This window comes from Streptomyces sp. NPDC101393, from assembly GCF_044767385.1.
Lineage (GTDB): Bacteria > Actinomycetota > Actinomycetes > Streptomycetales > Streptomycetaceae > Streptomyces.
In genome coordinates, this window is record NZ_JBIWNU010000003.1 from 90078 (window position 1) to 104152 (window position 14075).

The following is a 14075-nucleotide window of genomic DNA, read 5'->3' on the forward strand; positions in this document are numbered from 1 at the left end:
GCCGCTACGCGGAAGGTCTCCTCGGGAGCGGTCGGGCACGGTTGAGGTTGAGGAGGGGGCCGAGCAGGTCGCCGTGGCGTTCGCGGCGGGGGGCGATGTCGTGGAAGAGGAAGGAGAGTTGGGCCGGGTCGGTGCAGGCGGCGATCTCGTCCCAGGTGACGGGGGTGGAGACGGTGGGGGTGGCGCGGGCGCGCAGGGTGTAGGCCACTGCCGTGGTCTTGGCGGCGGCGTTCTGCGAGAAGTCGATGAAGACCTTTCCGGGGCGCAGCGCCTTGGTCATTCTGTGCACGACGAGGTCGGGGAGTGCCGCTTCGGCCTCCACGGCGAGGGCCTTGGCGTAGGCGGTGACCTGCTCCGACGGGGTGTGCTCGATGGGGGCGATGAGGTGCAGGCCCTTGGAGCCGCTGGTCTTGGCGAAGACGTGCAGGCCGTCGGCGGCCAGCCGGTCGTGCAGCCACTGGGCGGCGACGCAGCACTCCACGATGGTGGCCGGTTCGCCGGGGTCCAGGTCGAGGACGAGTCGGTCGGCGGAGCCCGGAGCGTCGCCGGTCCACTGCGGGGCGTGCAGTTCGACGACCAGGTTCGCGGCCCAGACGAGCGAGGCGAGGTCCTGGAGCAGGACCTGCCGGGTGAGTTTCGAGGTCGTATGGGGGACCAGGCAGGTCTTCACCCAGGAGGGTGTGCCGGGCGGCACGTTCTTGGTGAAGAAACGCTGGCCGTCCGGCCCGTCGGGGTAGCGCAGGAAGGAGACCGGCCGGTCGTGGAGGTGCGCCAGGAGCGCACCGGCGGTGACGGTGCAGTAGTGCAGCACCTCGCCCTTGGTGGTGCCGGTCTCGGGATAGAGGACCTTGTCCAGGTTGGTCAGCGAGAGGCGCCGCCCCTCCACGACGGTGATCGGCGACATACGATGAGAATCCCACACAAGGGATGAATCATGCGATCTGTATGGAATGGGTCTATTTCCTTCGGCCTGGTCACCATTCCCGTGAAGACCTACAGCGCCACCGACCGCACCTCGTCGGTCTCGTTCGTACGCGTCCACGAGAAGGACGGCGGGCAGATCCATTACCGCAAGATCTGCGAGCTGGACGGCGAGGAAGTCCCGAACGAAGAGGTCGGCAAGGGCTACCAGGCGCCGGATGACGACGCCATCGTGCCGATCACCGACGACGATCTGTCCCGGCTCCCGCTGCCGACCGCGAAGACGCTGGCAATCCTGTCGTTCGTGGATCCCGGCGAGATCGATCCGCTGCAGATGGACAAGGCGTACTACCTGGGGCCCAACGGGCTCGCCGCGGCCAAGCCGTACGCGCTGTTGCGGGAGGCACTGGAGCACCACCGGAAGGTCGCGATCGGCAAGGTGTCGATGCGCGGGCGGGAGAGTCTGGCCATGCTGCGGGCACACAACGGGGCGCTGGTGATGCACGCCCTGCTGTGGCCCGACCAGATGCGGCCGGCGACCGGGATCGCGCCCGACGACGTCGAGATCCGCGAGAACGAACTCACCCTCGCCGAGACCCTGATGGACTCCCTGGGCGAGCTGGATCCCGCCGAGCTCCACGACGACTACCGCGAGGCGGTCGAGCAGCTGGTCGCGGCGAAGTTGGAGGGCGGCGAAGTAGCCGCCCCGGAGGCGGACACCTCCGGCGGCCAGGTCATCGACCTGATGGCGGCGTTGGAGAAGAGCGTGCAGGCGACGCAGGCGGGCGAGGGGGACGGCGGCGGCTCGTCCGGGGCGAAACCGGCGTCGGTGACGTCCCTGCGCGGCGGCAAGCGGAGCGGCACGAAGAAGACGGCGGAGAAGAAGACTGCCGCGGCGAGGAAGACCACCGCGGGGAGCGGGCCGGCGCGCAAGACCACCGGTTCCACGGCGAAGAAGACCGCCGCCTCCCCCAAGGCCACGAGCGGCACATCGAAGGCGACGTCCAAGACCACCGCGCACGGCGCGTCGAAGGGGGCCTCGGGCGACTCCGCGAGCGCCACGCAGAAGAGCGGCACCCGACAGGCCGGGGCGAAGAAGCAGGCCGGTGCGGGCAAGGAAACCGGGACGGGGAAAGCTGCCGGGAGCAGGGCGGGAAAGAAGGCCGCGAAGAAGACCTCGGCAGCCAAGTCGGGCAAGCGGGCGTCGGCGTAAGGACGGCGGCGCCGGCCCGCAAAACAGCGCCCGCGGCCGCGGTCCTGCCTCTCGTCGCCCGCCCGGGTTCTAGAGTCGTGGCATGGCTTCAGACGAGGGGACCACCCGCATCGACAGCTGGATCTGGTCCGTGCGGCTCACCAAGACGCGTGCGCTGGCCGCGGCGGCCTGCCGCGCGGGGCACGTACGCGTCAACGGGGAACGGGTGAAGGCCGCCTACACGGTGCGCAACGGCGACGAGGTGCGGCTGCGGCACGCCGGCCGGGAGCGGATCGTCGTCGTCTCCCGGCTGGTGCGCAAGCGGGTGGGCGCGGCGGTCGCCGCGGAGTGCTTCGTCGACAACAGCCCGCCGCCCCCGCCGCGCGAGGACGTCCCGGTGATCGCGCACCGCGACCGGGGCGCCGGCCGCCCCACCAAGCGGGACCGCCGCGAGATCGACCAGCTGCGCGGCCTGTGAGCCAGGGCAGCGGCCGGCTGCGGCGGGGGGCCGCTACTCCGGCAGTGCGTCCACGTAGACCCACCGGCCCGCCTCGCGGGTGAAGCGGCTGTGCTCCTCCTGGCTGTCGGCGTGTCCGTGCAGGGTGTAGTGCGCGCGGAACGCGACGGTGCCTTCGGTGTGGAACGCGCTGCCGCCGGTGGTCGTGAGGATCTCCAGCCCGCTCCAGTGCTGGGCGGAATCGAGGTCGAGTCCGGCGGGCCGGGTGTCCGGGTGCCAGGTGCGCAGCAGATAGCCGGTGTCGGCGACGACGAAGGCGCTGTAGCGCGAGCGCATCAGGCGCTCCGCGGTGGGGGCGTCCGCACGTCCTTGGTGGAAGGCGGCGCAGCAGTCGCGGTAGGTCTCCTCGCGTCCGCAGGGGCAGGGCGAGGCGGGGGTGACGGCGGCCGGGCGGCGCGGTTTCTTCTTCGACACCCCCCGATTGTGCCGGACCGGGAGCGCGCGCCCTTCCCCTGGTGACCATGCCGTACCCGCCCCTGCCGCCCGGTGGGTCCGTTCGGCGGCGCCGTCCCGCGACACGCGCAGCACAAAGGGGGAAACCGTGCGCTACGGCTGCGCCCATTTGGGGGGTTTCAACGATAAATCACCCATTTGCAGCTTTTGATGGCTTGATACTTGCTGTGAGGCTGGAAGAACTCATGGTGACCGTCCCCACCACCCAGGAGAGAACCCCCATGATTCTGTCCATTTCCGCCGCCGTCCTGCTCGGCGTCATCGTCTTCCTCTTCTTCCGGAAAGACGGCCTCAAGTTGTCCCACGCCCTGGTCTGCGCGCTCTTCGGGTTCTATCTGGCGGGTTCCGCCATCGCGCCCAGCATCAAGGCAGGCGGCGCGAGCCTGGCGAACCTCCTTGGAGGGCTCAAAATCTAGCCCGCCGTGCCGGGTTCCGCCCGAGCGGGCCGTTCCATGTCCCGTCCGGGCGGCTCCGTGCGCCGGCCGCCCCCCGGCTCGCATCCCACGGCGAGCCACCCACGATCACCGCACGAGCAACAGGAGACAGATGTGGCCCGGCGCCCCCTGCCCCGCATCCTGACCGAGCGCGCATCGATCGCGCGCGGCCGTGAATTCGCGCGAAGCGCGGCCGACAACGCCTCCGACGTGTTCCACCCGCTGATCATCATCAGCCGTGGACTGCGCCGGCTGGCCGCCCTCGGCCGGGAGCGCTGGTCCGCGACGCCCAAGGAGCGCCGCGGCCCGACGCTCTTCTTCATCGCCGCGTGTGTGCTGGTCGTGGCGCTGGTGCCGTACGGGCCGCTGCTGGCCCTCATCGCGGTGATGGGGGCGGCGGCCTGGTCGGGGCGCGAGCGGACTCCGGTGGACACCGGGCCCGGCGAGGCGGAGTGCGAGCGGCTACGGGCGCTCTACGAGGCGCTGGTGCCGTACTTCTCCGTGGACGGTGACCCCAGCCCTCTCTACACCCACGGTGGTGACTGGGAGTCGGCCTTCACCGAGTTCACCTTCGACGACAGCGGGCGGCTGGAAAGGCTGCACCTGACGTATCCGGCGTATTTCACCGACGGTGAGGACCTGTCCCGGGCCCGCATCGAGCAAGTGCTGCACGCCAAATCGGGGCGCGGCCGCGAGTACCACTTCGCCTGGGACGAGGCGGCCAATCAGCTGGTCCTGACCGTCCTGGGGGCGCTGCCCACGGACATCGCCGCACAGCGGTTCGTCACCACACCGGGTGAGACGGTCCTCGGGTTCACCGATGCCGGCTCCGTCCGGCGCACGCTGCCCGTCGCCGACGGGGACGGGACCCGGGACGTGCCGCCGGTGGTCTGGCGTACCGGTCCGCGGTCCACCGAACCTCATATGCTCGCGCTGGGGCAGCCGGGAACGGGTACCACGACGCTGCTGCGGTCGATCGCGCTGCAGGTGCTGCAGCACGGCGATGTGCTGATCATCGACGGCAGCGGCACCGGCGAGTTCGCGTGCCTGGCCGGCCGGAGCGGTGTGATGGGGGTGGAGAGCGGACTGTCGGGCGCGCTGGCGACGCTGGAGTGGGCGTCGCACGAGACCGAGCGGCGGCTGATCGCGGCGAACCGGGCGCGGCAGTCCGGCCGGCCGGCTCCGGAGGACACCCGGCGGCCGTTGTGGATCATCGCGGACCGGCCGACGGCGCTCGCCCATGTCGCGGCGGCCGAGGGCCGGGACGATCCGCAGCGGCTGCTCCAGGTGCCGCTGCGGCACGGCCGGGCGGCCGGTGTCACGGTCGTGGTGGCCGATCAGTTCGAGAGCGCCGAGCTGCTGAGCGATCCCGTGAAGAAGCTCACCAAGGCGCGGATCGTGCTCGGGCCGGCCACACCGGAAGAGGTGGCCGCGGTGCTCGGGGCACCGCCGCACACCACACCCACGGCAGAGGTGCCGCCGGGGCGCGGCTATGCGCGGCTCGGCACCGGGCCGGTCCTGCGCCTGCAAGTGCCCGCCACCCCGGATCCGTTCGACGACGCCACGAGCGAGGCGCACCGGCAGGCCGTACTGGCGCTGCTGCCGGAGCGTACGGTTCCGGTCGACGAGGTGCCGGCCACCCCGCAGGTGACGGTCACCAAACCCGCACCGGCCGGTGACCTGGCGCCGGCCGACGATCCGGACGCCGACACGGAGCCGGTCACCACCGATGAGGCGAGGGCCGCCGCGGAGCCGGTTGCCGCGACGACCATCGCGACGAGCGGAACCGGCATGACGACGGTCAAGCCGCCCGGAAAGGTGGCGGTCAACGGGTCACCGGAGGCCGCCCGCGCCGACGGCTGAGCGGCCGTCCTCACGGGTGCCGTCAGGCGACGAAGGCGTGCTGCCGCGTCTCCGACTCGGCAGGGGCACCGGTGGCCACCAGCCGCGCGGCGCCCGCCAGCCGGGTGGCGGCCTCCTCGGCGACCGCCCCGTTGACCGTGAACGGCAGCCGCACGAACCCCTCGAAGGCACCGTCGACACCGAAGCGCGGGCCGGAGGGGACGCGTACCCCCAGCCGCTCCCCCGCCTCGGCGATACGGGAACCGGAGAGCCCGCCGGTCCGGGCCCAGAGGGTGAGGCCGCCGTGCGGCACACTGAACTCCCAGTCAGGGAGGTGCTGTTGCAGCGCGGCGACGATCGCGTCGCGATTCTCGCGGGCCTGCGCGCGGCGGATCTCGACTGCCTGCTCCCAGCCGCCGGACTCCAGGAGCGAGGCGATGGCGAGCTGTTCGAGGACGGGTGAACCCAGGTCGGAGTAGGCGCGGGCGGCCACCAGGCTGCGGATGATGTCCGGCGCCGCCCGCACCCACCCGATACGCATACCGGCCCAGAACGCCTTGCTCGCCGAGCCGACGGTGATGACGGCGCTGCCCGCCGGATCGAACCCGCAGACGGGGCGGGGCGGTTCGGCCTCCTCCTCCAGCCCGAGTTCGACCATCGTCTCGTCGACGACCAGCAGAGTGCCGGCCGACCGCGCCGCGTCGACAAGGCGGCGGCGCTGCTCCTCGCTCGCCAGGCTGCCGGTGGGGTTGTGGTAATCGGCGACGACGTACGCCATACGGGGCGCGGCGTCGCGCATGACCTGGCGCCAGGCGGGGATGTCCCAGCCGGTCAGCCGCTCGCCGAGGGCGACCGGGACGAGCCGGGCGCCGGCGTCCCGCATCAGCTGGAGGATGTTGGCGTACGAGGGGGAATCGACGGCCACCCGCTCGCCGGGGCCCGTACACAGGCGGCAGATGGCGGCGACGGCGCCCATCGCGCCCGTGGTCACCATGATCTGCTCGGGCATCGTGGGGATGCCGCGGGCGGTGTAGCGGTCGGCGAGCGCCTGGCGCAGCACGGGGAGGCCCGCCGGGTAGTCGCCGTGGGTGTGGGCGTACAGCGGGAGGTCGGACATGGCGCCCTGGAAGGCGCGGGTGAGCCAGGGCTCGGGGGCGGGGAGGGCCGCACAGCCGAGGTCGATCATGGAGCCGGCGGCCTCCGGCGGCAGCGGCTCCAGGCCACGGGTGGGCAGGGGGTTGCCGGCCGGGACGGCGGTCCAACTGCCGGAGCCGCGCCGGGACTCCAGGAAGCCTTCGGCGCGCAGCGCTTCGTAGGCGGCGGCGACGGTGGTGCGGCTGACACCGAAGGCGCCGGCCAGCTCGCGCTCGGCGGGCAGCCGGGCGGCGACCGGTACCCGGCCTTCGAGCACGAGGAGGCGTACGCCGTCGGCGAGGCTGCGGTAGGCGGGCAACCGTCGGCCGCCGCCGACCTGTTCGACGTCGCGTGAGTCCTGCGACCGGAGCAGGCGGGCGAGTTGGGGCGCACCTACCGCTGAAGTCCACTGGGCCACGAAAATCAGTCCACCTTCCCCGGATTGGCTCTTAATGCGGAGCCCTTACATGCCACAGGGTCTCATGTGTCAGTCCAATCCTGCCAGGAGGGGGAAGCGTCATGTCCATCACCGAGGAATCCGGCGCGCAGGCCGGTCCAACCGCCGGTACCGCGTCCGACGGGCGATCCAGCACGCGACGGGCACATCTGCCGCGCAGGCTGGTCCAGCTCTACCTGGGGCTCGTCCTCTATGGCGTGAGCATGGGGCTGATGCTGCGTGCCGAGCTGGGCCTGGAGCCGTGGAGCGTGCTCAACCAGGGCCTCTCGTTCCACTCGGGGATGTCGATCGGCATGGTCACGATCGTCTCCGGGGCGTTGATCCTGCTGCTGTGGATTCCGCTGCGCCAGCGTCCGGGGCTCGGCACGGTGTCGAACGTGGTGATCCTCGGCCTGGTGATGGACGCGACGCTGGCGGTGGTGCCCGATCTCGCCTCACTGGGCCTGCGCATCCCGCTGCTGGCATTCGCCGTCGTGCTCAACGGCGCCGCGACCGGCCTCTACATCTCCGCCCGCTTCGGGCCGGGGCCGCGGGACGGCCTGATGACCGGGCTGCACCAGCGGACCGGCCGCCCGCTGCGGCTGGTGCGGACCGCCATCGAGATCACCGTTCTCGCGGCGGGCTACCTCCTCGGCGGGTCCGTGGGCGTGGGGACGGTCGTCTACGCGCTGGCCATCGGGCCGCTCGCGCAGTTCTTCATCCGGCGCTTCGCGATCAAGGGCCTGCCCGCGAAGCCGTCACTGGTGGTGGCCGGTGAAAGCCCCCGTCCGGAGCAGGCGATACTGCCCGAGTGACCCGCGCGATACGCCCCCGCCACCGCTACTTCGACCACCCCGCCCCGCTCCCCTTCGCTCACCGGGGCGGGGCCGCGGACGGTCTGGAGAACACCGCGGCCGCCTTCCGGCGCGCGGTGGACCTCGGATACCGCTATCTGGAGACCGATGTGCACGCCACATCGGACGGCAGGCTCGTCGCCTTCCACGACGCGACGCTGGACCGGGTCACGGACACCCGCGGGACGATCGGCACCCTCCCCTGGCGGGCGGTGCGCACCGCCCGCGTCGCCGGCCGGGAGCCCCTCCCCCTTTTCGAAGAGCTCCTCGAGGAGTTCCCGTCGGCCCGCTGGAACATCGACGTCAAGGCGGAGGCCGCACTGCCCCCGCTGCTGGAGCTGCTGGGCCGGACCGGTGCCTGGGACCGGGTCTGCGTCGGCTCGTTCTCGGAGGCCCGGGTCGCGCGGGCGCAGCGGCGGGCGGGCCCGCGGCTGGCGACCTCACTGGGCACCCGTGGTGTGGCCGGGCTGCGGATGCGTTCGTACGGGCGCGGTGCGCTGCCGCTGGACCGGCTGCTGGGCGCGGCGGTACGACGCGGTGCGGCGTGCGTACAGGTCCCCGTACGCCAGTGGGGGCTGCCCGTCGTCGATGCGCTGTTCCTGCGCGCGGCGCATGCGTTCGGCCTGCAGGTCCATGTCTGGACGGTCAATGAGGCCGATCGGATGGCGGCGCTGTTGGATCTTGGGGTGGATGGCATCATGACCGATCACATCGAGACACTGCGTACCGTGCTGACCGAGCGCGGCTCCTGGGTCTGAGGGCCGCCCGCGGCCCGGCGGGTGCCGTGGTGACGGGGACAGGAAGACGGGGGTGGGCGCGGTGAGCGCACAGACCGTGGCCGAGGACGGGGCGGAAAGAGCCGTCCGGCGCCGCGAACAACGCGGCTGGTATTGGTACGACTGGGCCAACAGCGTCTATTCGACGAGCGTGCTGACCGTCTTCCTGGGGCCGTATTTGACCTCGGTGGCGAAGGCCGCGGCGGACGTGGACGGTTTCGTTCATCCCCTGGGCATTCCGGTGCGGGCGGGGTCCTTCTACGCGTACGCGGTGTCGGCCTCACTGCTGCTGTCCGTGCTGGCGATGCCCATGGCCGGGGCGCTGGCGGACCGCACCGGCCGCAAGAAGCCGCTGCTGGGCTTCTGCGCGTATACAGGTGCGGCGGCGACGACCGGCATGTTCTTCCTGGGCGGCGAGCGCTATCTGCTGGGCGGGGCCCTGCTGGTCATCGCGAATGTGTCCTTCGTGGTGTCGATGATGCTCTACAACTCCTTCCTGCCCCAGATAGCCGAGCCCGACGAACGGGACGCGGTGTCCTCCAGGGGCTGGGCCTTCGGCTACGCGTCCGGCGCCCTCGTCCTGGTCGCCAACCTGGCGCTGTATGCCGGGCACGACTCCTTCGGGGTCAGCGAGGGCACCGCGGTACGCATCTGCCTGGCCTCCGCCGGGCTGTGGTGGGGCGGCTTCTCCCTCATACCGCTGCGCCGGCTGCGGGACCGGCGGGCGGCGGCGGACGGCCCCCCGGGCAAGGGGGCGGCCGGCGCGCCGCTCGGCCAGGGCTGGCGGCAACTGCGGGAGACGCTGCGCCACATGCGCCGCCACCCCCTCACGCTGTCCTTCCTCCTGGCGTATCTCGTCTACAACGACGGGGTGCAGACGGTGATCACCCAGGCCTCGGTGTACGGCTCCGAGGAGCTGGAGCTTGACCAGACGACGCTGATCGTGGCGATCCTGCTGGTGCAGGTGCTGGCCGCGGCGGGGGCGTTGCTGATGGGGCGGCTCGCCCGGCGGTACGGCGCGCAGCGGACCGTTCTCGGCTCGCTGGTGGCGTGGGCGCTGACGATCGCGGTGGGGTACTTCCTGCCGGCGAAGGCACCGGTGTGGTTCTTCGGCCTGGCCGCCGGGATCGGTCTGGTCCTGGGAGGCAGTCAGGCGCTCTCGCGGTCGTTGTTCTCGCATCTGGTGCCGCGCGGGAAGGAGGCCGAGTACTTCTCCGCGTACGAGATGAGCGACCGGGGCGTGAGCTGGCTGGGACCGCTTGTGTTCGGTGTGGCCTACCAGCTGACCGGGAGCTACCGGGACGCGATCCTGTCCCTGGTGGCCTTCTTCGTGGTCGGTTTCGTGCTGCTCGCGAGGGTGCCCGTACGGCGGGCGATCCTGGCGGCGGGAAATCCCGTACCCGACCGGATTTAGGTTCGGAGCGTGCGGGCCGGTAGTGTACGCCTTTGGCTCACCAGGCGGACCGTTACTGCGCGCTCAACCATTCGAGGCGCTGGGTGACATTCGCTGCCAGATGTGACAAACCGGGCGATGGTGGGTACAACAAGGGGCGGCACGAAGGAAGGCAGCGGCGCACAGCGCCTCCGTCAAGGGCGGTGGTGGGCGACGGGTGGGCGCATGTCCCGCAACGGGAATCTTCACCGCCGACCGGACGTTGACCGGATGACGACGACAGCGACACCTGTCCTGTGGGCGACAAGCCCGGGAGGCACGATTCATGAGTGAGCGAGCTCTCCGCGGCACGCGACTCGTGGTGACCAGCTACGAGACCGACCGTGGCATCGACCTGGCCCCGCGCCAGGCGGTGGAGTACGCATGCCAGAACGGCCATCGATTTGAGATGCCGTTCTCGGTTGAGGCCGAGATTCCGCCGGAGTGGGAGTGCAAGGTATGCGGTGCACCCTCTCTTCTGGTGGATGGCGACGGCCCTGAGGAGAAGAAGGGTAAGCCCGCGCGTACGCACTGGGACATGCTCATGGAGCGGCGTACCCGCGAGGAGCTGGAGGAGGTGCTGGCCGAAAGGCTGGCCGTCCTGCGCTCCGGCACCATGAACATTGCCGTGCATCCGCGCGACAGCAACCGCAAGTCCGCCTGACAGCCGGACTTCATCAGAGCAGTACCGCAGTAACGCAAGCACAAGGGCCGGGGCCACTGCACTCGCAGTGGCCCCGGCCCTTGTGCGTTTGCCCGGCGGTCCCGAGCGCCGTCCTCAGCCGGTCAGCGGGGGGTCCTGGCGCGGGGCCGGCGGGTCGTCGTCGTGATGGATGACCTCGCCCTGGACGACCTTGCCGTCCGGCCGGTGCATACGCGCCTGCTGGAAGGCATCGCCGAGCGTCCCCGGAGTCCCGGACGACCGGCGGGCCAGCAGCTTCTCAGCGCGGCGGTGGAGCAGCTTCCCGACCGGCGGGAAGAGGCAGAGCAGGCCCAGGACGTCGGTCACCAGGCCCGGCACCATGAGCAGCAGCCCGGCGAGCATCGGCAGGGTGTTGTCGCCGCCCGCCGCCGCGGGATCCTTGGACGATGCCGCGGGATCACCGCCGGCCTGCAGGGTCTCGGTGAGCTTCCGCCAGGCGCGGCGGCCCGCCCGCTTGATCACATACGCGCCGGCGATCACGCCGCCGAGCAGCAGCAGAAAGACCGTCAGGCCGTTCGTGGCGCCGGCGACCACGATCAGCAGCCAGACCTCCAGCACCATCCAGGCGGCGATGCCCAGCGGAAGGAACCGGCGGGCGCGCGAGCGCCGGGGCGGCTGCGGACCGGGCGGGGGCGTGGCTCCGAACGTCATGCCTCAAGTGTGCCCGACCTGATCGGCACGACAGGCCCCAAGGTCACCTTTTTGATCATTCCGGGATCCGGCCGGGGACGTACCGGGCCGCCGGGAGTCAGCGACCGCGGATCTTGCCCACGCGGGTGCCGACGCCCCAGGCCGTGATCCGCCACAGCGCCTCGACCACGATGTCCCGGCTCATCTTGCTGTCGCCGCGCTCGCGCTCGACAAAGGTGATCGGGACCTCGACGACATGCAGCCCGGCCTGCACCGCACGGCGGGCCAGATCGACCTGGAAGCAGTAGCCCTGGGACGCCACCTCGTCGAGCCCGAGGCTCTTGAGCGTCTCGGCACGGAAGGCGCGGTAGCCGCCGGTCACGTCGCGCATCGGGACGTCCAGCAGGATCCGCGAGTAGGTGCTGCCGCCGCGGGAGAGCATCTCCCGGTGCTTGGGCCAGTTCACGACGCGGCCGCCGGGCACCCAGCGCGAGCCGAGCACGAGGTCGGCGCCCTTGAGCGCGGTGAGCAGCCGGGGCAGCTCCTCGGGCTGGTGCGAGCCGTCCGCGTCCATCTCGACGAGTACGTCGTAGCCGTGGTCGATACCCCACTGGAAGCCCGCGAGGTAGGCGGCGCCGAGGCCTTCCTTGCCCTTGCGGTGCAGCACATGGACCTGCTCGTCCGTGCCGGCCAGCTCGTCGGCGAGCTTCCCGGTGCCGTCGGGGCTGTTGTCGTCCGCGACGAGCACATGCGCCTCGGGGACGGCGGACCGCACCCGCGAGACGATCGGCTTGATGTTCTCCGCCTCGTTGAACGTCGGAATGATCACCAAGGTGGTGCCGAGCGGACCGTACTGCCGCTGACCGCCGTCTGTCACTGCTGCCCCTTCTCGTCCTTCGTACGCCCGCGCCGGCCGATGACTGTCGCGGCGGCACAGGACAGAAGTCCCACGATAGCGAGCGCCCACTCAGGAGCCGCACCGACGCGGTCGGCGAGCGTCGTTTCGTCGCGCAGCGGGAGGCGCGCGGTGACGACCCCCTGGGTGAATTCGGGGATCTGCTGCGTGATCTTGCCATCGGGGGCGACGACGGCGCTGATTCCGCTGGTGGCGGCGGTGACCACGGCCCGGCCGTGTTCGACGGCGCGCAGCTTGGACATGGCCAGCTGCTGCTCGGGCTGGCCGGTCCCGCCGTAGGTGGCGTTGTTGGTCTGGATGACCAGCGCCCGCGCCCCGGCGTCGACGGTGTCGTGCACGATCTCGTCGTAGGCGACCTCGAAGCAGATGACGTCGCCGAGCTTGGCGGGGCCGACGTTCAGCACGCCGGTGTGGTCGCCCGGGTAGAAGTCGCGGGGCACCCGCTGCAGGCGCGTGATGATCTTGCTGAGCTGCGCCCGGAACGGCACATATTCGCCGAACGGCACCGGGTGCTGCTTGGTGTACGAGGCGCCGGGGCCCTTCTTCGGGTCCCAGACGATGCCTTCGTTGAAGACGTAGCCCTTCTTGGAGGGGTGGTCGACAAGGGCACCGACGAGCACCGGGACGCCGACCGACTTCACCGCCGCGTCGATCCGGTCGTAGGCCTGCGGGTACCGGAAGGGGTCGAGGTCCGAGGAGTTCTCGGGCCAGATGACCAGGTCGGGCTTCTTCGCCCGGCCGGCCTTGATGTCCGCGGCGAGCTTCTCGGTGGCCGTGGCGTGGTTGTCGAGGATCTTCATCGGGCGGCCCAGGAAGTCCATTCCGGGCTGCTGGACGTTGCCCTGGACGACAGCGATGTCAGCCGTGTCGTCGGCCTTCGTGGGGACGGGTACGACCGCGCCGGCCAGGGTGACCGCGGCGGCGAGTCCGAACGCCTCCAGGGCGGGCACCGCACGGCGCGGCGAGAAGGCCCCCCGCAGGCTCCAGAGGGTGGCCAGGCAGGCCGCCAGCAGCCCCCCGGCCAGCGCCACGGCGAAGGTCACCAGGGGCGCCCCGCCGAGCGCGGCGAGCGGGGTGAACGACGAACCGGTGTTGGCGAAGGCGAGCCGCCCCCAGGGAAAGCCGCCGAACGGGAGCCGGTCCCGGGCCCATTCCTGGGCGACCCAGAGGCAGGCGGTCCACAGCGGCCAGGCCGGCAGCCGGGAGGTGCCGGCGAGCGCGGCACCGAGGGCCGCCGTGAACAGCGCCTCGGCGACGGAGAGTCCGACCACCGCGTCCCAGCCGACCACATGCAGCCACTTGAGCAGGATCAGGAAGAACGGCACCCCGAAGACGAGGCCGGTCCAGGCGCCCTGCCGTACCCGTCGGCCGCGGGTGAGCAGCGAGAGCGCGGCGACGGCCAGGAAGGACAGCGGCCACAGGTCGTACGGCGGGAAGGCGAGGGCGAGTCCGACACCGGAGACGACGGCGAGGACGGTGCGCGGTGCCTCGCGGCGGACGAGCGCGGCGAGCCGCCGGGCGCGGCCGGGGCGACGGGGCGCGGCGGTCGGTCCCGTTTCGGCGGGCGGCACCGGGCCGTCGTCGGGCGTGGCGCCGCTGACGGCTTCTTCGGTGGTGTGGGAGCCCGATGACACGGTCGCGGCCTTCCTGCAGGTCGTGCGGTGATGAGCTGACCGTACCCCGGGTGGCTGCGTTCGCGGGTGCAGGGTGCGCGCGGTAGAGGGCCCGCGGGGAGGGGGCGGGCGGCCGCAGAGTGGTGCGGATCGGGGCCCGGCGCCCTTCGGGCCGACCTGGGACCCGCTGGCTGCGGGTCGACCGAAAGCCGTTGTCTACTG

The 14075-nt window shown here is 71.6% G+C and carries 14 protein-coding genes; 8 read left to right on the plus strand and 6 right to left on the minus strand.

The window, feature by feature from the left end:
* Positions 1–4: 4 nt before the first annotated feature.
* The gene (gene ligD, locus ACIRQ7_RS10310; RefSeq protein WP_404261474.1) at positions 5–904 is read right to left on the minus strand and encodes a non-homologous end-joining DNA ligase; all 900 of its coding nucleotides are present in this window, start codon (positions 902–904) and stop codon (positions 5–7) included.
* A gap of 30 nt (positions 905–934) precedes the next feature.
* Here ligD and ACIRQ7_RS10315 point away from each other — a divergent pair, with 30 nt between their 5' ends.
* On the plus strand, positions 935–2134 hold the full coding sequence (locus ACIRQ7_RS10315) for a Ku protein (RefSeq protein ID WP_404261476.1): 1200 nt from the start codon (positions 935–937) through the stop codon (positions 2132–2134).
* Positions 2135–2216: 82 nt separating this feature from the next.
* Positions 2217–2591 carry an RNA-binding S4 domain-containing protein gene (locus ACIRQ7_RS10320; RefSeq protein ID WP_401476939.1) on the plus strand — a complete coding sequence of 125 codons (375 nt, stop codon included), beginning with the start codon at positions 2217–2219 and terminating at the stop codon, positions 2589–2591.
* A gap of 33 nt (positions 2592–2624) precedes the next feature.
* Here ACIRQ7_RS10320 and ACIRQ7_RS10325 read toward each other — a convergent pair whose 3' ends face one another.
* The gene (locus tag ACIRQ7_RS10325) at positions 2625–3044 is read right to left on the minus strand and encodes a YchJ family protein (RefSeq protein ID WP_404261478.1); all 420 of its coding nucleotides are present in this window, start codon (positions 3042–3044) and stop codon (positions 2625–2627) included.
* Positions 3045–3304: 260 nt separating this feature from the next.
* Between ACIRQ7_RS10325 and ACIRQ7_RS10330 the strand changes: the two genes are divergently transcribed.
* Positions 3305–3499: a hypothetical protein gene (locus ACIRQ7_RS10330; protein ID WP_401476933.1), complete on the plus strand. Its 195-nt coding sequence runs from the start codon at positions 3305–3307 to the stop codon at positions 3497–3499.
* A 132-nt stretch (positions 3500–3631) separates the two neighbouring features.
* Entirely contained in the window at positions 3632–5380 is a 1749-nt protein-coding gene (locus ACIRQ7_RS10335) for a hypothetical protein (protein WP_404261480.1), read from the plus strand.
* A gap of 22 nt (positions 5381–5402) precedes the next feature.
* Here ACIRQ7_RS10335 and ACIRQ7_RS10340 read toward each other — a convergent pair whose 3' ends face one another.
* Entirely contained in the window at positions 5403–6911 is a 1509-nt protein-coding gene (locus ACIRQ7_RS10340) for a PLP-dependent aminotransferase family protein (protein WP_404261481.1), read from the minus strand.
* A gap of 101 nt (positions 6912–7012) precedes the next feature.
* Here ACIRQ7_RS10340 and ACIRQ7_RS10345 point away from each other — a divergent pair, with 101 nt between their 5' ends.
* The 4 genes from ACIRQ7_RS10345 (at position 7013) to ACIRQ7_RS10360 (ending at position 10655) form a co-directional block, all read left to right on the plus strand.
* Complete coding sequence (locus tag ACIRQ7_RS10345) at positions 7013–7744, plus strand: YitT family protein (RefSeq protein WP_404261482.1); 732 nt, start codon at positions 7013–7015, stop codon at positions 7742–7744.
* Complete coding sequence (locus ACIRQ7_RS10350; protein WP_404261484.1) at positions 7741–8541, plus strand: glycerophosphodiester phosphodiesterase family protein; 801 nt, start codon at positions 7741–7743, stop codon at positions 8539–8541. The genes ACIRQ7_RS10345 and ACIRQ7_RS10350 overlap by 4 nt, the downstream gene beginning before the upstream one ends.
* Positions 8542–8602: 61 nt before the next feature.
* On the plus strand, positions 8603–9973 hold the full coding sequence (locus ACIRQ7_RS10355; protein WP_404261486.1) for an MFS transporter: 1371 nt from the start codon (positions 8603–8605) through the stop codon (positions 9971–9973).
* Between the two features lie 304 nt (positions 9974–10277).
* Positions 10278–10655, plus strand: coding sequence for an RNA polymerase-binding protein RbpA (locus tag ACIRQ7_RS10360; protein ID WP_026170122.1), 378 nt, complete (start codon positions 10278–10280; stop codon positions 10653–10655).
* 114 nt (positions 10656–10769) lie between these two features.
* Here ACIRQ7_RS10360 and fxsA read toward each other — a convergent pair whose 3' ends face one another.
* From fxsA to lnt, 3 genes are all read right to left on the minus strand, one after another.
* Entirely contained in the window at positions 10770–11345 is a 576-nt protein-coding gene (gene fxsA, locus ACIRQ7_RS10365; RefSeq protein ID WP_404261487.1) for an FxsA family membrane protein, read from the minus strand.
* 97 nt (positions 11346–11442) lie between these two features.
* The gene (locus ACIRQ7_RS10370; RefSeq protein ID WP_401476917.1) at positions 11443–12201 is read right to left on the minus strand and encodes a polyprenol monophosphomannose synthase; all 759 of its coding nucleotides are present in this window, start codon (positions 12199–12201) and stop codon (positions 11443–11445) included.
* Positions 12198–13874, minus strand: coding sequence for an apolipoprotein N-acyltransferase (lnt, locus tag ACIRQ7_RS10375; protein ID WP_404261489.1), 1677 nt, complete (start codon positions 13872–13874; stop codon positions 12198–12200). Before lnt ends, ACIRQ7_RS10370 begins: the two co-directional genes overlap by 4 nt.
* Positions 13875–14075 lie beyond the last annotated feature (201 nt).

Bases quoted from the DNA above. Each gene is read 5' to 3' on its own strand.
- fxsA (WP_404261487.1), bottom strand. From the start codon at position 11,345: ATGACGTTCGGAGCCACGCCCCCGCCCGGTCCGCAGCCGCCCCGGCGC.
- ACIRQ7_RS10345 (WP_404261482.1), top strand. From the start codon at position 7,013: ATGTCCATCACCGAGGAATCCGGCGCGCAGGCCGGTCCAACCGCCGGT.
- ACIRQ7_RS10315 (WP_404261476.1), top strand. From the start codon at position 935: ATGCGATCTGTATGGAATGGGTCTATTTCCTTCGGCCTGGTCACCATT.
- ACIRQ7_RS10320 (WP_401476939.1), top strand. From the start codon at position 2,217: ATGGCTTCAGACGAGGGGACCACCCGCATCGACAGCTGGATCTGGTCC.
- ACIRQ7_RS10330 (WP_401476933.1), top strand. From the start codon at position 3,305: ATGATTCTGTCCATTTCCGCCGCCGTCCTGCTCGGCGTCATCGTCTTC.
- ligD (WP_404261474.1), bottom strand. From the start codon at position 904: ATGTCGCCGATCACCGTCGTGGAGGGGCGGCGCCTCTCGCTGACCAAC.
- ACIRQ7_RS10360 (WP_026170122.1), top strand. From the start codon at position 10,278: ATGAGTGAGCGAGCTCTCCGCGGCACGCGACTCGTGGTGACCAGCTAC.